17 protein-coding genes and 1 pseudogene are annotated in these 16,537 nt (G+C 68.0%); 11 read left to right on the forward strand and 7 right to left on the reverse strand.

The features are described 5' to 3' along the window. From GJV64_RS03545 to GJV64_RS03575, 7 genes are all read left to right on the forward strand, one after another. The coding region (locus GJV64_RS03545; RefSeq protein WP_164155905.1) for a dipeptidase at positions 1 to 716 on the forward strand (716 nt) is incomplete at its 5' end. 9 nt (positions 717 to 725) lie between these two features. Continuing rightward, on the forward strand, positions 726 to 1,655 hold the full coding sequence (locus tag GJV64_RS03550) for a bifunctional riboflavin kinase/FAD synthetase (protein WP_164155906.1): 930 nt from the start codon (positions 726 to 728) through the stop codon (positions 1,653 to 1,655). 34 nt (positions 1,656 to 1,689) lie between these two features. Continuing rightward, positions 1,690 to 4,641 carry an isoleucine--tRNA ligase gene (gene ileS / locus GJV64_RS03555; RefSeq protein WP_164155907.1) on the forward strand — a complete coding sequence of 984 codons (2,952 nt, stop codon included), beginning with the start codon at positions 1,690 to 1,692 and terminating at the stop codon, positions 4,639 to 4,641. After that, positions 4,634 to 5,137 carry a signal peptidase II gene (gene lspA, locus GJV64_RS03560; protein WP_164155908.1) on the forward strand — a complete coding sequence of 168 codons (504 nt, stop codon included), beginning with the start codon at positions 4,634 to 4,636 and terminating at the stop codon, positions 5,135 to 5,137. Before ileS ends, lspA begins: the two co-directional genes overlap by 8 nt. Further along, the gene (locus GJV64_RS03565) at positions 5,130 to 5,552 is read left to right on the forward strand and encodes a DUF3035 domain-containing protein (RefSeq protein WP_164155909.1); all 423 of its coding nucleotides are present in this window, start codon (positions 5,130 to 5,132) and stop codon (positions 5,550 to 5,552) included. The genes lspA and GJV64_RS03565 overlap by 8 nt, the downstream gene beginning before the upstream one ends. Before the next feature lie 261 nt (positions 5,553 to 5,813). Continuing rightward, positions 5,814 to 6,200, forward strand: coding sequence for a GFA family protein (locus GJV64_RS03570; RefSeq protein ID WP_164155910.1), 387 nt, complete (start codon positions 5,814 to 5,816; stop codon positions 6,198 to 6,200). Between the two features lie 10 nt (positions 6,201 to 6,210). Continuing rightward, positions 6,211 to 6,585: a tRNA-binding protein gene (locus GJV64_RS03575; RefSeq protein ID WP_164155911.1), complete on the forward strand. Its 375-nt coding sequence runs from the start codon at positions 6,211 to 6,213 to the stop codon at positions 6,583 to 6,585. A gap of 9 nt (positions 6,586 to 6,594) precedes the next feature. Here GJV64_RS03575 and aroC read toward each other — a convergent pair whose 3' ends face one another. From aroC to GJV64_RS03595, 4 genes are read right to left on the reverse strand one after another with little or no spacing between them, the layout of a single operon-like run. Beyond that, complete coding sequence (aroC, locus tag GJV64_RS03580; RefSeq protein WP_164155912.1) at positions 6,595 to 7,665, reverse strand: chorismate synthase; 1,071 nt, start codon at positions 7,663 to 7,665, stop codon at positions 6,595 to 6,597. Then, positions 7,662 to 8,456, reverse strand: a complete 795-nt coding sequence (gene fabI, locus GJV64_RS03585) for an enoyl-ACP reductase FabI (RefSeq protein WP_164155920.1) — start codon at positions 8,454 to 8,456, stop codon at positions 7,662 to 7,664. The genes aroC and fabI overlap by 4 nt, the downstream gene beginning before the upstream one ends. A gap of 32 nt (positions 8,457 to 8,488) precedes the next feature. Then, positions 8,489 to 9,331: a YihY/virulence factor BrkB family protein gene (locus GJV64_RS03590; protein WP_164155913.1), complete on the reverse strand. Its 843-nt coding sequence runs from the start codon at positions 9,329 to 9,331 to the stop codon at positions 8,489 to 8,491. A 22-nt stretch (positions 9,332 to 9,353) separates the two neighbouring features. Beyond that, positions 9,354 to 10,286, reverse strand: coding sequence for a DnaJ C-terminal domain-containing protein (locus tag GJV64_RS03595; protein WP_164155921.1), 933 nt, complete (start codon positions 10,284 to 10,286; stop codon positions 9,354 to 9,356). Positions 10,287 to 10,441: 155 nt separating this feature from the next. Between GJV64_RS03595 and GJV64_RS03600 the strand changes: the two genes are divergently transcribed. Together GJV64_RS03600 and ypfJ are read left to right on the forward strand one after the other, a co-directional pair. Further along, positions 10,442 to 11,338 (forward strand): S1/P1 nuclease, encoded by an 897-nt coding sequence (locus GJV64_RS03600; protein ID WP_164155914.1) that lies wholly within the window; start codon positions 10,442 to 10,444, stop codon positions 11,336 to 11,338. Between the two features lie 23 nt (positions 11,339 to 11,361). Then, positions 11,362 to 12,258 (forward strand): KPN_02809 family neutral zinc metallopeptidase, encoded by an 897-nt coding sequence (gene ypfJ / locus GJV64_RS03605; protein WP_164155915.1) that lies wholly within the window; start codon positions 11,362 to 11,364, stop codon positions 12,256 to 12,258. Between the two features lie 3 nt (positions 12,259 to 12,261). Here the strand turns inward: ypfJ and GJV64_RS03610 are convergent, their stop codons facing one another. From GJV64_RS03610 to GJV64_RS03620, 3 genes are all read right to left on the reverse strand, one after another. Continuing rightward, positions 12,262 to 12,780 carry a hypothetical protein gene (locus tag GJV64_RS03610; RefSeq protein WP_164155916.1) on the reverse strand — a complete coding sequence of 173 codons (519 nt, stop codon included), beginning with the start codon at positions 12,778 to 12,780 and terminating at the stop codon, positions 12,262 to 12,264. Positions 12,781 to 12,839: 59 nt separating this feature from the next. Continuing rightward, a complete protein-coding gene (locus tag GJV64_RS03615) occupies positions 12,840 to 13,793 on the reverse strand; it encodes a DUF808 domain-containing protein (protein ID WP_164155917.1) in 954 nt (317 codons plus the stop codon). A gap of 65 nt (positions 13,794 to 13,858) precedes the next feature. Next, complete coding sequence (locus GJV64_RS03620; protein WP_164155918.1) at positions 13,859 to 14,038, reverse strand: hypothetical protein; 180 nt, start codon at positions 14,036 to 14,038, stop codon at positions 13,859 to 13,861. Positions 14,039 to 14,198: 160 nt separating this feature from the next. Between GJV64_RS03620 and GJV64_RS03625 the strand changes: the two genes are divergently transcribed. Together GJV64_RS03625 and GJV64_RS03630 are read left to right on the forward strand one after the other, a co-directional pair. Continuing rightward, the gene (locus GJV64_RS03625; RefSeq protein WP_164155919.1) at positions 14,199 to 16,067 is read left to right on the forward strand and encodes an autotransporter assembly complex protein TamA; all 1,869 of its coding nucleotides are present in this window, start codon (positions 14,199 to 14,201) and stop codon (positions 16,065 to 16,067) included. Beyond that, positions 16,067 to 16,537: pseudogene (locus GJV64_RS03630) on the forward strand (hypothetical protein); the annotation flags it as partial. The gene GJV64_RS03625 and the pseudogene GJV64_RS03630, both read left to right, overlap by 1 nt.

A 16,537-nucleotide genomic window follows, 5' to 3' on the forward strand; every position in this document is an offset into this window, starting at 1 on the left:
AGGGCCGGCTGCGCGTGGTGCAGACGCGCGCCGACCTCACCCGCCTGCTCGCCGACCGCGCCGCCGGCAGGCGCGTCACCGGCGCGCTGCTGTCCACCGAAGGCGGGCAGAATCTGGAGGGCGAGATCGCCAACGTGAAGCGGCTCCACGACGCCGGCTTCCGCATGCTGGGTCTGGTCCATTTCTTCGACAATGATCTTGGCGGCTCCATGCGCGGCGAGAAGAAGGGCGGGCTCACCCGGTTCGGCGCCGCCGTGGTCAAGGAGGCCGAGGCGCGCGGCATGATCATCGATCTGGCCCACAGCAGCGCCGCCACCTTCGCCGACGTGCTGAAGATCGCCACGCGCCCGGTGGTGGTGAGCCACGGCGGCGTGAAGGCCACCTGCGACACCCCGAGGAACCTCACCGACGATCAACTGCGGGCGCTGGCCGCCAATGGCGGGATGATCGGCATCGGTTACTGGGATGCCGCGGTGTGTGCACCCACCCCGCAGGCGACGGCGAAGGCCATCCTCCACGCCGTCAGCGTGGCCGGCATCGATCATGTCGGGCTGGGCAGCGATTATGATGGCGCCACCACGGTTGGGTTCGATACGGCACACATCGACGCCGTCACGGCCGCGCTGCTCGCCGCCGGCATGAGCGAGGCCGACATCGCCAATGTGATGGGCGGCAATGCGGCGCGGCTGCTTGCCGCCGGGCTTGTGCCCCGCTAACGCGCGGTCATGGCACTGGTCACCGGCGGCGCGCCGCTCCCCTTGTCCCTGCGCGGCGGGATCGTGGCGCTGGGCAATTTCGACGGCTTCCACGCCGGCCACCAGGCCGTGGTGGGCACGGCGCGTGACTGGGCGCTGCGGCTCGGGCGGCCGGCGCTGGTCGCCAGCTTCGATCCGCACCCGGCGCGGCTGTTCCAGCCCGATGTGCCGCCGTTCGCGCTCTCCACCATCAACCAGCGGGCCTGGTGGTTCGCCGATTTCGGCATGGACGGGGCGGTGATCATCCCCTTCGACCGCAGCCTTGCCGCCCTGTCGGCGGAGGATTTCGTGACCGAATGGCTGGTGACGCGCCTGGGCGTGGCCGGCGTGGTGACGGGCGGCGATTTTACCTTCGGCAAGGGCCGATCTGGCTCGGTCACCGATCTTGAGCGGCTGGGGCTGGCGCAAGGGTTTGCCGCCCGCGTGGTCGAGCCCGTCACCGATTCTGGCGGCACCATCAGCTCCACCCGCGTCCGCGCGCTTTTGCGCGATGGCCGGCCCGGCATGGCGGCGGAGATGCTCACCCGCCCCTTCACCATCACCGGCACGGTCGAGCATGGCGCCAAGCTGGGCCGCACGCTGGGCTTTCCCACCGCCAACATGCGTCTGGGGGACTATGTCCGCCCGGCCTATGGCGTCTATGCCGTGCGCGTGCGGCTGCCATCGGGCGAACGCGTCGACGGTGTCGCCAATCTCGGCATCCGCCCGATGATCGAGCCGCCCGAGGAACTGCTGGAAACCTGGCTGATGGACTGGGAGGGCGACCTTTATGGCCAGGAGCTGGCGGTGGAGCTGATAGCCTATCTGCGCCCGGAGATGAAGCTGGATGGGCTGGACGCGCTGAAGGCCCAGATCGCCGCCGATGCCGATGCGGCACGTGCGCTCCTCAAGGGCGCGTGACAGCTTGGGCGCAATCCCCTAAAGCCCTCGCCCCATGAGCGCGCCCGATTATCGCCCCACCGTTTTCCTGCCGAAGACCGACTTTCCGATGAAGGCCGGCCTGCCGGAGCGCGAGCCGCAGATTCTGGCGAAATGGCAGGCGGCCGACCTCTATGGCCAGTTGAGAGCCGCGCGCAAGGGCCGGGAAAAGTTCATCTTTCACGATGGCCCACCCTATGCCAACGGCGACATGCACATCGGCCACGCGCTTAACCATATCCTGAAGGACGCGGTGGTGCGCACCCAGACGCTGCTGGGCAAGGACGCGCCCTATGTCCCCGGCTGGGACTGCCACGGCCTACCCATCGAATGGAAGGTGGAAGAGGCCTACCGCGCCAAGAAGCAGAACAAGGACGAGGTGCCCGCCGCCCAGTTCCGCGCCGAGTGCAGGGCCTACGCCCAGCACTGGGTGGACGTGCAGGCCAGCCAGCTGCAGCGGCTGGGCATCAATGCCGACTGGCAGAAGCCCTATCTCACCATGGACTTCGAAGCCGAAGCGACGATTGTTTCGGAACTGCTGAAGGTGGCTGAGAGCGGCTATCTCTATCGCGGCGCCAAGCCGGTGATGTGGTCACCGGTCGAAAAGACCGCTCTGGCCGAAGCCGAGGTGGAATATCACGACATCACCTCGACCCAGATCGACGTGGCGTTCGAGATCGTGGAAGCGCCGAACGCGCCGGAACTGGTGGGCGCCCATGCCGTCATCTGGACGACGACACCGTGGACCATCCCGGTGAACCAGGGCATCGCCTATGGGCCGGACGTGGCATACGCCCACTGCCAACTTCTACTTGCCGACCGGCTGATCGCTGACGCCGAACGTGACTCCGTTTGGGGACAAATCGACTGGAGCGAATCTGGGCGGTATCTGGTCGCAGACAATCATCTCCGCGCTGAACTTGAAAAGCGCATCACGAAACTTCTCGGCGTAACGGCGTTTCTTCGTCCAGACGGTGAATATAATGGTCGCGACTTGGTCGGCGCTGTCGCCCATCACCCGATGCACCACCTCGGCGGTTTCTTCGCGACGCCCCGCCCCTTCCTGCCGGGCGAGTTCGTCACCACCGATCAGGGAACCGGCCTTGTCCACATGGCCCCGGACCACGGCGAGGATGATTTTGCGCTGTGCAAGGCGCATGGCATCAACCCCGTCTTCGCGGTGGAGGCCGATGGCCGGTACCGCGCCGACTGGCTGTGGCTCGGCGGCGAGGCGAAGAATGTCATCAACCCCAACCTCAACGCGCCCGATGGCCCGATCTGCAGCGATCTGAAGGCGTCCGGTGCGCTGCTGAGTGCCGGGCCGTTCCAGCACAGCTATCCGCACTCGTGGCGCTCCAAGAAGAAGGTGATCTTCCGCTGCACGCCGCAATGGTTCGTGCCGATGGACAGGCCGATGCCGTGGGTCGAGCCCAAGAGCCGCGCCGAAAAGGGCTGGGAGAATGAGGGCGGCGCCATCGACCCGGCGGAGGAAGGCCTTGCTGCCTCCCCCACGCTGCGCGAGCGCGCCATGGAGGAAATCGCCCGCGTCACCTTCACGCCCGACAAGGGCCGCAACCGCATCGGCGCGATGGTGGAAGGCCGGCCCGACTGGGTGCTCAGCCGGCAGCGCGCCTGGGGCGTGCCTATCACGCTCTTTGTGGATCGCAAGACTGGCGACTATCTTGTTGATAAAGAAATCAATGAGAAGATCGTGGCGCGCTTCCGTGAGCAGGGCGTCGATGCGTGGACGCCGGAATTCGCACGTGAACTGCTGGGCGACCGGGTCGACCAGTATGAGCAGGTGACCGACATCCTGGACGTGTGGTTCGACAGCGGCTGCACCCACGCCTTCGTGCTGGAATCGGGGCGCTGGCCAGAGCTGCAATGGCCGGCGGACCTGTATCTGGAAGGCAGTGACCAGCATCGTGGCTGGTTCCAGTCCAGCCTGCTGCAAAGCTGCGCCACGCGCGGCCGGGCGCCCTACAACGCCATCCTCACCCACGGCTTCACCATGGATGCCAGCGGCCGCAAGATGTCGAAGTCGGAAGGCAACACGGTCAACCCGCTCGACATCATGCAGACCTATGGCGCAGACATCTTGCGGCTGTGGGCGCTCTCTGTCGATTTCACCGAGGATCACCGCATCGGCGATGAAATCCTGAAGGGTGTGGCCGATCAGTATCGCAAGTTGCGCAACAGTTTCCGCTATTTGCTGGGCGCGCTTGACGGCTGGAGCGAGAAGGAACGGCTGCCGGTGGGCGAAATACCGGCGCTGGAACGCTGGGTGCTGCACCGTCTGGCGGAACTGTCCGTGGAGCTGAAGGCTGCCATCGAAATCTATGATTTCAATCGCTATGTCAGTCTGATCCTGGGCTTTGTCGCCGATGACCTGTCGGCCTTCGCCATGGATGTGCGCAAGGACAGCCTCTATTGCGACGCCCCCACCGCCCCCACCCGCCGCGCCTGGCGCACGGTGCTGGACATCACCTTCCATGCCCTCACCCGCTGGCTGGCTCCGGTGCTGGTGTTCACCACCGAAGAGGTGTGGAGCACGCGCTTCCCGGATGCGGGCAGCGTGCATCTGCTCGACTGGCCGGAGATTGACGCCGGCTGGAACGATCCAGCGCTGGCCCGGCAGATCGGCCTGGTGCGCAAGCTGCGTGAGGAAACCTATCTCAAGCTGGAAGAATTGCGCCGGAACAAGGCGATCGGCAGCTTCCTTGAAGCGCGGGTTGACATCACCACCACTCATCACGACCGCATCGCGGCGCTGACCGGGCTGGATCTCGCTGAACTGCTGCTGGTGGCCGAGGTGGCGCTGGTCCCCGGCGATGCCGAGCAGCTGACCGTCGCGAAGGCCGATCTCGCAAAGTGCGCGCGCTGCTGGCGCCACCTGCCCGATGTGGACGACGAGACGCAGCTGTGCGGGCGCTGCACCACCGTGGTGCCGAAGACCGAAGATGCCTGAGGGAAGCAGCCCACGCGGTTACGTCATCGCCGCCGCCGTGCTGCTGGCAGATCAGGCCAGCAAATACTGGGTGCTGGAGCTGATCCGCCTGCCGGAACGCGGCGGCATCGACGTGCTGGCATTCTTTCGGCTGACCTTCGTGGCCAATGCCGGCGTGTCGATGGGCTTGCTGCAGGCCGGCTCCGATCTGGCGCGCTGGCTGCTCACCTTCATCACCGCCGGCATCGCGCTGGCGGTGGCGCTGTGGCTGCGGCGGGAGAAGCACCCGGTCGACATCGCGGCGCTCGGCCTGGTGCTGGGCGGCGCCATCGGCAACATCATCGATCGCGTGCGCTTTGGCCACGTGGTGGATTTTCTGCACTTCTTCTGGCAGCAACATAGCTTCTGGGTCTTCAACGTCGCCGATGCCGCGATTACACTGGGTGTGATGCTGTTGCTGGGCCGGGCCATGACGGCGCGGGCCGAGCCCTCGCATAAGGAAAGCAAAGATGCGTAACATCCTGATCCTGGCTGCATTGTCCACCAGCCTCGCGGCGTGCGGGGGCAAGGGCGGCCTGTCGGGCCGCGGGCCGGACGAGCTGGCCATCATGCGCGCTGCGCCGCTGGTGGTGCCGCCCGATTTCGCGCTGGCACCGCCCACGCCCGGCGCGCCGCGCCCGATCGGCGTCGATTCCCAGGCCGCTGCGATGGAAGCGCTGTTCGGCCCGGGCGTGAAGCCGCCGCCGCGCAGCCAGGCCGAACAGGGCCTGCTCGATCGGGCCGGCGCCGGCGCCACCGATCCGGCCATCCGCAGCCAGGCCGGCGATCCACGCACCAGCGCTGTCAACAAGGGGCCGTTCCTGCAGGAAGTGCTGGCCGCCCCGGTGGGCGCGCGCGATCCCAGCGTTGCCGACGTGCGGGTGCCGGGCTGAGATGATCCTGCTGTTGCGGGGATGGGCGTCCGGGGCTGGCCCCGCCCTGCCCCCCGACAGGATGGGCGCCAGCCCCGGACATATGCCGTGGAACCCGGTGCTGCCCGCTGCCGAAATTCCCGCACGCCCGACGCATTGATTGCCAGAGGCGTCGCCGCCGCGTCACCTCCGGGAAATCCCCTATGCCGCTCCGCTATGGATCAAACGGCCGAACCGGCTTGATTCCGGGCGGGTTTTGACATCAACAGAAGGCCTGTGACGATGCGCGAAACAACAGGCGGCTGCCATTGCGGCAAGGTGCAGTTCCGGGTTCGCTTCAGCGATCCGCCGGAGCTGCTGGACTGTGACTGTTCGGTCTGCACCAAGACCGCCTATCTGCACCTGATCACGGCGCGCGCCGATTTCACGCTGGAACGCGGCCACGACGCCATGACCGATTACCGCTGGGGCAGCGGTACGGCCCAGCATCTCTTCTGTGCCACCTGCGGCATCAAGAGCTTCTATGTGCCGCTGTCCCATCCGGACGCGGTGTCGGTGAACTGGCGTGCGCTGGAGGGCGTGGAGGACGTGCAGCCGCGCATCCGCCGGTTTGACGGGCGGACGCCGGGCAAGACCACGGCGGAACGGATGGGGGACCTTGTGGAATGAGCCCCGCCCGATGACTCACGTCCTGCACGATCCCGATGCGCCGCCGGCGCCAACCATCGGCTTTGACGATTGGCTGAAGGCCGACGTGCGGATCGGCACGATCGTGGAGGCGATGGACTTTCCGGAGGCCCGCAAGCCCTCCTACAAGTTGGTCATCGATTTCGGGCCCGCCATTGGCCGGCGCAAGTCGAGCGCCCAGATCACCCGCCATTATCGGCTGGACGAACTGGTGGGCCGGCAGGTGATCGCCGTGGTCAATTTCCCGCCGCGGCAGATCGGCAAGTTCATGTCCGAAGTGCTGACTCTGGGGGTGCCGGATGCGGATGGCGAGGTGGTGTTGCTGCACCCCAGCCAGGCCGTGCCCAACGGCGGCCGCCTGTTCTAGCGCCCGATTTCAGCGGCCCGTCTGGCCCCGGTGCAGCAGCATCGCATCGGCCAGCACCAGCGCCACCATCGCTTCCAGCACCGGCGCGGCGCGAATGCCCACGCACGGATCGTGGCGGCCCTTGGTGACGATCTCGGCGGCCTGGCCGTCCTTGGTAATGGTTTCGACCGGCGTCAGGATCGAGCTGGTGGGCTTCAGGGCCATGCGCACCACGATCGGCTGACCGGTGGAGATGCCGCCGGCAATGCCGCCGGCATGGTTGGAGAGGAATTCGGGGCCATCATTGCCCGGCCGCATGCGGTCGGCATTCTCTTCGCCGCGCAGGGACGCTGCAGCGAAACCGTCGCCGATCTCCACGCCCTTCACCGCGTTGATGCTCATCGCGGCATTGGCGAGCTGCGCATCAAGCTTGTGATAGAGCGGGCTGCCCCAGCCGGCCGGCACGCCCGTGGCCAGGCATTCGACGATGGCACCAAGGCTTGAACCGGCCTTGCGCGCCGCGTCCAGCTGTTCGGCCCAGATCGCGGCCGTCACCGCATCCGGGCACCAGAAGGGGTTGCGGTCGATCTCGGCCAGGTCGAAACGGCTGCGGTCGATGGCGGTGCCGCCAATCTCCACCAGATAGGCGGTGATGGCGACGCCCGGAATGATCTTTCGCGCCACCGCGCCGGCCGCCACGCGGCTGGCTGTCTCGCGGGCCGATGAGCGCCCACCGCCGCGCGGGTCGCGCAGGCCATATTTGGCGTCATAGGCATAATCGGCGTGGCCCGGCCGATATTTGGCGGCGACGTCGCTGTAATCCTTGGAGCGTTGATCGACATTCTCGATCATCAGGCTGATCGGCGTGCCGGTCGTCTGCCCCTCGTACACGCCGGACAGGATTCGCACCTCATCCGGCTCCTGCCGCTGCGTGGTGAACTTGGACTGGCCGGGACGGCGCTTGTCGAGGAAGGGCTGGATATCGGCTTCGGACAGCGCGATGCCGGGCGGGCAGCCATCCACGACCGCGCCGATCGCCGGCCCGTGGCTCTCGCCCCAGGTGGTGAAGCGCAACAGGTGGCCGAACGTGTTGAGGCTCATTTCTCCAGCCCAATGTCGGGCGCATCCTCGGCCTTCATACCGATGACATTGTAGCCGGCATCGACATGGTGGATCTCGCCGGTGACGCCCGAGGCGAGGCCGGAGAGGAGATAGAGGCCGGCGCCGCCAACATCCTCGATGGTGACGTTGCGCCTGAGCGGCGCGTTATATTCGTTCCACTTCATGATGTAGCGGAAATCGCCGATGCCGCTGGCCGCCAGCGTCTTGATCGGGCCGGCGGAGATGGCGTTCACCCGCACGCCCTGCGGCCCCAGGTCCATGGCGAGATACTTGACGCTGGTCTCCAGCGCCGCCTTGGCCACGCCCATCACGTTGTAGTGCGGGATCACCTTTTCAGCGCCATAATAGGATAGCGTGAGCAACGAGCCGCCCTCCGGCATCATCGCCGCGGCGCGCTGGGCCACGGCGGTGAAGCTGTAGACCGAGACGTTCATGGTCAGCAGGAAATTGTCGAGGCTGGTATCGACATAGCGGCCGCGCAGCTCGTTCTTGTCGGAAAAGCCGATGGCGTGGACGAGGAAATCGATGGTCGGCCATTCGGCGGCGAGCGCCGCAAAGCAGGCGTCCATGCTCTCCGCCGACGACACGTCGCATTCGAACAGGCGCGCCACACCCAGCTGTTCGGCCAGCGGGCGCACCCGCTTTTCCATCATCGGCCCTTGGTAGCTGAAGGCCAGTTCCGCCCCTTGTTCGGCCAGCGCCTTGGCGATGCCCCAGGCCAGGCTCTTGTCGTTGGCGAGGCCCATGATGAGGCCGCGCTTGCCCTGCATGATCGGCATGTTCTTCTCCTTGGCCGCGCGCCTTAGCCGGCAATTGCGGCATTTTCCAGCCGGGCGCGCGCCACCGCGGCATTGAGCTGGGCGCCCAGCACCAGCCCCAGCCCGATGATGTAGAAATACAGCAGCGCGATGATAACGCCCGCAAGGCTGCCATAGGTGAGCGCATAGCCGTTGAACAGGGTGAGCGCCTGCGGCAGCGCCAGCGTGGTCGCCGTCCAGGCCAGCGTGGTAAGCGCCGCGCCGGGCCACACCGGGCAGGTGCGGAAGGCGCGCGGGCACAACAGTCCGAATAGGGCCCACAGCGCCAGGAACAGGATCGCTGCCGGCACGATGCGCTGCACCCCCAGCGCCGGGAAGACGCTGGCCGCCATCGGCATCAGGCGGAACACGAAGGTTTCCGCCCCCGTCACCAGCACCTGCGCGGCAAAGGCCAGCAGCAACAGCACCACCAGCGCCGTCACCTCCAGCAGCCCCACCAGCCGCCAGCGCCAGAACGGCATGCTCGACGGCGCGTCATAGGCCTGCTGCACGATGCTGCGCAGCGTCACCAGCACGCCCGAAGAGGTCCACAGCGCCACCGCCACGCCAAAGGTGATCACCCCGCCACTGGCCTCGGCCGAAATCAGATCGGTGAGCGCCGGAGCGATGAGTTCAGCCACATTGTCGGGAATCGCAGCGAGGAAGCTGTTGACCGCCGCCAGCCCGTCGGCGGTGCGGCCCAATTGGCCGGCGACGAACGCCACCAGGATGACGAAAGGGAACAGGGTGACGAGGCTGAGATAGGCAAGGTTGCCGGCGTGGGTGAAGCCATGCTCGAACGTGCCGCTGGCGGTATCGGTGATGATGCGGCGGAGCGGCAGGCGCAAAACCCGGACCATCGCGTCGCGCTCAGACGTCCAGCGCGCTGCGGATGTCGCGGTCGTCCACGAACGTCTCGGCAAAGGCCTTCAGGCCGGCATGATCGGCTGGGATGTCGATCTGCACCGTCACCAGCTGGTCGCCGCGCGTGCCGTCGAGGCGGCGGAACCCCCTGCCCTTCAGGCGGAACATGCGGCCCGATGCGGTGCCGGGCGGGATGGTCAGCGCCACGCGGCCTTCGGCGGTGGGCATCATCACCTTGGCGCCCAGCACCGCTTCATCAAGCCGGATGGGCAGGGTGAGCCGCACATCATCGCCGTCGCGCACCAGCACGCGGTGCGGCGCGATCTCGATGGTGACAATGGCATCGCCGGGGCCGCCGGGGCCGGGCTCGCCCTTGCCGGCCAGCCGCACCTGCTTGCCCGATTCCAGGCCGGCGGGCAGCTTGATCTCGATCGCCTGCCCGGATTTCAGCACGACGCGTTGCGGCTTCAGCGCCACTGCATCCTCGAACGGCACGGTCAGCCGATAGGCCACGTCAGGCCCGCGCACCTGCGTGCGAAAGCCGCGCCCGCCACTGCCGCCGGTGCCCCCGAACGGGCTGCGGCCGCCGAACAGCTCGGCAAACAGGTCGTCGGCGCCCTGCGCGAAATCGAAGCCGCCCCCACCAGCACGCCCGCCGCCATAATCGCGCGGGTTGAAGCCGCCGCCATAGCCGCCACCGGCAAAGGGGTTCAGCGGCTGGCCGTCCGGGCCGATCTCGCCGCGATCATACTGGCCGCGCTTGGCCGGATCGGACAGAAGTTCATAGGCGGCATTGGCCTCCTTGAACCGCTCCATCGCCTTGGGATCATTGGCGTTGCGATCGGGGTGATTGTCCTTGGCGAGCCGGCGGAACGCCTTCTTGATCTCGGCCTCGTCGGCCGATCGCGTTATGCCCAGAACCGTGTAGGGATCGCGCATCATCGTCCTTGCTTGCTGTCGCCGGCCCCGCTTGCTCCTAACCGCTTGTTGCAGATGAGCAACAGGGGCCGCAAGTTCAAGGGCAGCCAGACGCGCACGATAGCGACACTGTGCCCATCTCGCCAGCAGTGCCGCGCGGTGTCATCGCATCTGCGATGCGTCATCTCCTGATTCTGCTCCTCGCCCTGCTGCCTGCCCCAGCCCTGGCCTGGGGCGATTATGCCCATCGCCTCACCGCCCGCATCGCCTGGGCGCAGCTGACGCCGGATGCGCGGGCCGAAGTGCGGCAGCTGCTGCGCGCCGAGCCGGACCTCGCCACACAAGATTGCCCGCTCTCCACCATCGAGGATGCCTCGGTGTGGCCGGATTGCGTGCGGGCCCGCCACGCCAAGCGTTTCGCCTTCTCCGCCCCCTGGCATTATCAGAACATCAGCGTGTGCCAGGCCTTCGACATCACGGCGCGCTGCGAGAACGGCGATTGCGTGACGGCCCAGATCCCGCGCCAGCAGGCGATCCTGGCCGACCGCACCCGGCCAGCGGTGGAGCGGTTGCAGGCCTTGTCCTTCCTCGTCCACTTCATCGGGGACATGCACCAGCCATTGCACCTGGGCGACAAGTCCGATCTTGGCGGCAACCAGGTGCGTGCCGCCTATGGCGTCAAGGCGCCCGAGGGCATGAACCTGCACCGGGTTTGGGACAGTGATCTGGCCGAACGCGCACTGACCGAACCGCCGGCGATCTCGCCGGCCGCCATCACCCCTGCGCAGCGCCGCGACTTCACCGCCGGGCCGGCCGACACGGCAGCGCGCGTGGCCCTCTGGGCGCGCGAGGCTTGGGATATTTCGCGCCGCGTCGCCTACCCGGAACTGGCCGACGTGCCCGACAGTTGCCCGCTGCCCGCCGACGCGCGCGCCGGCAGCCCACGTGGGCTGGTGACGCCGGCCTATATCGCCACCGCGACGCCAGCGGTGCGCGACCAGGTGGCCAAGGCCGGCACCCGCATCGCCCTTCTGGTCAACGCGGCGCTGGCGGGCAAGCGGACGCAACGATAAGGTTGCCGGCAAAGGAGCTGGCCATGCGTCTCGACGATGAAGAGGAAAGCGCCAACATCGTCGATCGCCGCGGCGAGGGCGGCGGCGTGGGTGGCGGCGGCTTCCGGCTGCCGATCGGCGGCGGCCGCATGGGGATCGGCACGCTGATCATCGTCGGCGTGCTGGCCCTGGTGATGGGGGTGAACCCGCTGGAGCTGCTGGGCGCGGCCGGTGGCGGTGGCGTGGGTGGCCCGGACGTTGGCCAGCCCCCGGTGGAAGGTCCGGCCCAGCCGGCGGCGCTGGATGGCGCCCATGATCGCTTCATTGCCAAGGTGCTGGGCAGCACGGAACGGACCTGGGCGGCCGTCTTCCAGGACCAGGTGGGCGAAGCCTATCCGGCGCCCAAGCTGGTGCTGTTTGCTGGCGCGGTGAACAGCGGCTGCGGCCCGGCCAACAGCGGCATGGGCCCCTTCTATTGCCCGGCCGATCGCAACGTCTATCTGGACTCAAGCTTTTTCGACGATCTGTCCCGCCGCTTCGGCGCGCCCGGCGATTTCGCCGCCGCCTATGTGATCGCCCACGAGGTTGGCCACCATATCCAGACGGTGCTGGGCATTTCGGAACAGGTGCAACAGGCCCGGCGCCGGGGCAGCGAGGCGGAAGGCAACGCGCTGTCGGTGCGGCAGGAGCTGCAGGCCGATTGCCTGGCCGGCGTGTGGGCGCACCACAACCGCGACCTTCTGGAACCCGGCGACATCGAGGAAGGCCTGCGCGCCGCCGAGGCCATCGGCGACGACACGCTGCAGCGGCAGGCCGGCACGCGGATCAACCCGGAAAGCTTCACTCACGGCACCTCCCAGCAGCGCATGCGCTGGCTGAAGGCGGGACTGGACAGTGGCCGGATGGACCGCTGCGACACGTTTGCGGCGCGCAATCTCTAGGGGCTAACCGTCGCTGTCGATGATGGTGATGCGGCCCTGCGCGGTGCCGGCATCACCGGGGCTGATGGCGATCACCATCGGGTTGCCGTCGCTGGTGGTGCCGGTGATGGTGGTACCGGAGCGCGCCGCGCTGCGCCCCTGCCGCACCAGGGCCCGTTCATACCAGTCGGCCACCTGTTCGGGCCGGCCCGGCGCCGTGAAGCCCAGCACCACGCGGGCCTCATGCGCCCCGTCGCTGTCGCTGGCCTTCACGTCCACCGTGGTCAGCTTGGCGCCGGGATAACGGCCGATTCCATCGAGATCGAACTTGGATTCGGCCAGCCCCTCGGGCAGCCGCACCGTGCCGGCCACGCCGCCAGGGAGCCGCAGCTTCACCTCGCCCGATTCGATGTCGGCCCTGATGTCGACGTCGCTGGCCGCCGCCTCGGCGGTGGGCGGCTCCGGCGGCTTGGGGGACTCGCGCGGCTCGCAGGCGGCAACCGCAATGCCGCACAACAATATCGCCCCCAGGGCCTCTCTCATGACCGTCTCCGCTGTATTGCAGTGACAATACAGGAAAGGCCGGGCGGCAGCAACATGGTCTAGTGGCCCTTGCGCAGCACGGCATGGAGGGCAAGCACGATCAGCGCCCCCAGCGCCAGCCCGAACAGGCCCGCCCCGCCGGCTTCAGCCAGCCAGACGGCAACGCCGCCGCCGTTTTCGACCAGGTGCATCGCCCCATGCAGCAGGTCATGTGGGGCATCGACGCCGAACTTGTGCAACCCGTCGATGACGATATGGCCGCCCACCCACAGCATGGCGGCCAACCCCACCCAACCCAGCACGACGAGAAAACCGGGCATGCCCTGCACCAGAGCGCGCCCCAGCGCCGCCACGGCGCCGTTCGACTGGCGGGCCAGACGCACGCCCAGATCATCGGCCTTCACGATCAACGCCACGGCGCCATAGACCATGACCGTGATGCCCAGGGCCACGGCGATCAGCGCGGCGGCCTTTTCCAGCAGCGGTTCCTGCTCCACGGTGCCCAGCGCGATCGCCATGATCTCGGCCGAGAGGATGAGATCGGTGCGGATGGCGCCGGCCACCATGGTTTTCTCGCGCTCGGCGGCGCTCATCGCGCCATCCTCGCCGGCGTCATCATCGTGCGGATTGAGCTTTTCCCACAGCTTCTCGGCGCCTTCGAAGCACAGGAAGGCGCCGCCGGCCATGAGGAGCGGGGTGATCAGCGCCGGCAGCAGCCACGACAGCGCCAGCGCGCCGGGCAACAGGATGACGAGCTTGTTCTTCAGGCTGCCGCGCGCGATCTTGGCGACGATCGGCAACTCGCGATCCGCCGTGAAGCCCACCACATAGCGCGGCGTGACGGCGGCATCGTCCACCACCACGCCGGCCGCCTTGGTGGAGGCCTTGACGGCGGCAGCAGCCGTATCGTCGAGTGCCGACGCCGCCATGGTGCCGACATCATCGACACTGGCCGCCGCCACCTTGGCGATGGCCGCGATATCGTCGAGCAGGGCGAACAGGCCGCTGGCCATGGTGATCTATGCCTCCCTCAGCAGTGCGCAGGTTAAACGTCCGGGCGCCGGCGGCAATGCGCTGTTCAGCGCCGATCGGCCATCACCAGCACGATGGCCGCCACCACGCCCAGCACCAGACCTGCCAGAAGGCCCAGCGACGGCTGGCCGACAACCACGCCGCCCACCACGCCCAGCACCAGCCCGGCGGCAATGAAGATGCCGCCGCCACGCTGCGGCGGCCGTGACGTGCTGCGATCGGCCATGGCAGGCCCCATGCACCACGGCCGCGCCGCTGGCCAGCGATTTGCGTGTGCCGCGCCATGGGTTACAGCATCTTCCGTGCGCCGGTTCCTGTTCGCCCTTTTTGTCTGTTCGACGGCCGTCGCATCGGCACAGACCGTTCCGCCGGAACGGGCGGCAACGGTGGACGAACCGCCCATCCCCGGCCCGGATGATCCATTGCCCGAACTGCCCGGGATGGAGACGCTGCCTTGGCCTGACGTCGCCTCCACCACTGGCGACGCAGCCGATGCGCCTGCGGCTGCTATCCGCTATCGCGTCACCGTGTCGGGCCTTGCCGAGCTGGGGCTGGAAGACGAGTTTCGCGGCCTCTCCTCGCTTTGGCTGCACCGCGGCGAAGACACCAACCTTGCCCAGCTCACCCGCCGTATCGCCGAGGACCGTGACCTTGCCGATCAGCTGCTGCGCTCCGTTGGCCATTATGGCGGCGGTGTGCGCATCACCACCGAGCCGCCGGCCGCCGGTCGGCCCGAAAGCCAGGTACGCGTGGCCGTTGAGCCGGGGCCGCTCTATCGCTTCGCCGACATCAGCATCCTGGCGCCCGAGGATGCCGTGGGCCCGCCCGATCCGGCCCGCATCGTTACCCGCCTGCTGCCAGTGAAGGTGGGCGACGCCGTGGAGGCCGCGCGCGTGCAATCGGCCGAAACCGCGCTGCCCGTCCGGCTCGCCGATGCCGGCTATCCCTTCCCGCGCATCAGCCCGCCCGACATCGTGATCGATCATGCCAGCCGCGATGCCACCCTCACCCAGCGCATCGACCTGGGGCGGCGCGGCAGCTTCGGCAGCATCCGCATCGATGATGCCGTGCGCGGCATGGACACGAAGCATGTCGCCCTGCTCAGCCGCTTCAAGCCCGGCGACCGCTACAGCAACGCCGGCCGCGAGGATCTGCGCCGCGCGCTGGTGCAAACCGGGCTGTTCGGCGCCGTCGCCATCCGCCCAGTGGAGGGCGCCGTGCAGCCCGATGGCACCCAGACTGTTGACCTCGAGATCACCAGCGAGCCGGCTCCAATGCGCACCATCGCCTTGTCGGGCGGCTTTTCGACCGGCCAGGGCCTGCGCGCCGAGGGCAGCTGGAGCCACCGCAACTTCTTCCCTCCCGAAGGCGGCTTCACCGCCCGCGCCGTCGCGGCCCAGCGCGAACAGGTCGCCCAGCTGGAACTGCGCAAGCGCAATTTCGGCCAGCGTGACCGGCAATTGCTGGTCAGCGGCGGGCTCACCGCCAGCCAGCAGTTCGCCTTCGCCGCCGAAACGCTGGGCATCTCGGCGGCACTGGCGCGCGAAACCAACATCATCTGGCAGAAGGACTGGACCTGGAGCATTGGCGCCCAGGCGCTGATCACCAGCCAGCGCGACCGTTCAGCCTTCGGCGACCCCCGCCGCACCTTCACCGTGCTGGCCTTCCCCGCCAACGTGACGTGGGACCAGTCTGACGATCTGCTCAATCCGTCGCGCGGCTTCCGGCTGACCGCCCGCCTGAGCCCCGAACTGACGCTGCGCGACCGCAGCAACTTCAACTATGTGAAGGCCCAGTTCGAAGCCACCGCCTACCGGCCGATCGGCCCGCTGGTGGTGGCCGGGCGCTTCCACATCGGCAGCATTGTCGGTGCCTCGCGCGGCGTGATCGCGCCCGATCGCCGCTTCTATGCCGGCGGCGGCGGCTCGGTGCGCGGCTATGTGTTCCAGGGTGTCGGCCCGCGCAATGCAGACAATGTGCCCACCGGCGGCAACAGCCTCACCGAACTGGCGGTGGAGGGGCGATATCGTTTCCAGGCGCTGGGGCAGGATCTGGGCGTGGTCGCCTTCATCGATGCCGGCGAAGTCTCCACCGGCACCACCCCGACCTTCGACCGGCTCTCGCTGGGCGCCGGCATCGGCGCGCGCATCTATACCGGCTTCGGGCCAGTGCGCATCGACATCGCGACGCCGCTCAATCCCCGGGCCGGCGATCCGCGCCTCGTCTTCTATGTCTCGATCGGGCAGGCCTTCTGATGCGCCGGGCCCGCCTGCTGCTGCTGCCCGTGCTGGCCATGCTGCTCGTGCTGGCGGCGCTGCCCTTCGCGCTCGACAGCACGCCGGGCCGCGCCTGGCTGGTGCAGCAGCTGCCGCGCCTCGTGCTGGAAAATGGCCTGTCGTTCCGTGTCGCGCGCATCGACGGCTCGTTGTGGCGACGCGCCGAGCTGCTGGGCATCGAGGTGCATGATGCCAGCGGGCGCTTCGCGCGCATCGACCGGCTGGTGCTGGACTGGGCGCCGCTGGCGCTGGCTTACAACCAGTTCAATGCAAGCCTCGTTGATGCCGGTCGGGTCAGCCTCTCCCGGCTGCCGGTGCTGCGCCCGACCGCCGACCCGCGCCTGCTGCCCCAACAGGACATCATCATCGACCGTCTGGCCATACGCCGGCTGGAGCTGGCCGCCGGCATCGCCGGGCCGGCCCGCATCGCCACCGCCGCCGGCCGCATC

The organism is Sandarakinorhabdus rubra (assembly GCF_010994245.1).
Lineage (GTDB): Bacteria > Pseudomonadota > Alphaproteobacteria > Sphingomonadales > Sphingomonadaceae > Sandarakinorhabdus > Sandarakinorhabdus rubra.

Coding starts and splice junctions, on each gene's coding strand:
- GJV64_RS03600 (WP_164155914.1), top strand. CDS start 10,442: ATGCGTCATCTCCTGATTCTGCTCCTCGCCCTGCTGCCTGCCCCAGCC.
- GJV64_RS03595 (WP_164155921.1), bottom strand. CDS start 10,286: ATGCGCGATCCCTACACGGTTCTGGGCATAACGCGATCGGCCGACGAG.
- fabI (WP_164155920.1), bottom strand. CDS start 8,456: ATGCAGGGCAAGCGCGGCCTCATCATGGGCCTCGCCAACGACAAGAGC.
- ypfJ (WP_164155915.1), top strand. CDS start 11,362: ATGCGTCTCGACGATGAAGAGGAAAGCGCCAACATCGTCGATCGCCGC.
- aroC (WP_164155912.1), bottom strand. CDS start 7,665: ATGAGCCTCAACACGTTCGGCCACCTGTTGCGCTTCACCACCTGGGGC.
- GJV64_RS03615 (WP_164155917.1), bottom strand. CDS start 13,793: ATGGCCAGCGGCCTGTTCGCCCTGCTCGACGATATCGCGGCCATCGCC.
- GJV64_RS03570 (WP_164155910.1), top strand. CDS start 5,814: ATGCGCGAAACAACAGGCGGCTGCCATTGCGGCAAGGTGCAGTTCCGG.
- lspA (WP_164155908.1), top strand. CDS start 4,634: ATGCCTGAGGGAAGCAGCCCACGCGGTTACGTCATCGCCGCCGCCGTG.
- GJV64_RS03575 (WP_164155911.1), top strand. CDS start 6,211: ATGACTCACGTCCTGCACGATCCCGATGCGCCGCCGGCGCCAACCATC.
- GJV64_RS03610 (WP_164155916.1), bottom strand. CDS start 12,780: ATGAGAGAGGCCCTGGGGGCGATATTGTTGTGCGGCATTGCGGTTGCC.
- GJV64_RS03565 (WP_164155909.1), top strand. CDS start 5,130: ATGCGTAACATCCTGATCCTGGCTGCATTGTCCACCAGCCTCGCGGCG.
- GJV64_RS03620 (WP_164155918.1), bottom strand. CDS start 14,038: ATGGCCGATCGCAGCACGTCACGGCCGCCGCAGCGTGGCGGCGGCATC.
- ileS (WP_164155907.1), top strand. CDS start 1,690: ATGAGCGCGCCCGATTATCGCCCCACCGTTTTCCTGCCGAAGACCGAC.
- GJV64_RS03550 (WP_164155906.1), top strand. CDS start 726: ATGGCACTGGTCACCGGCGGCGCGCCGCTCCCCTTGTCCCTGCGCGGC.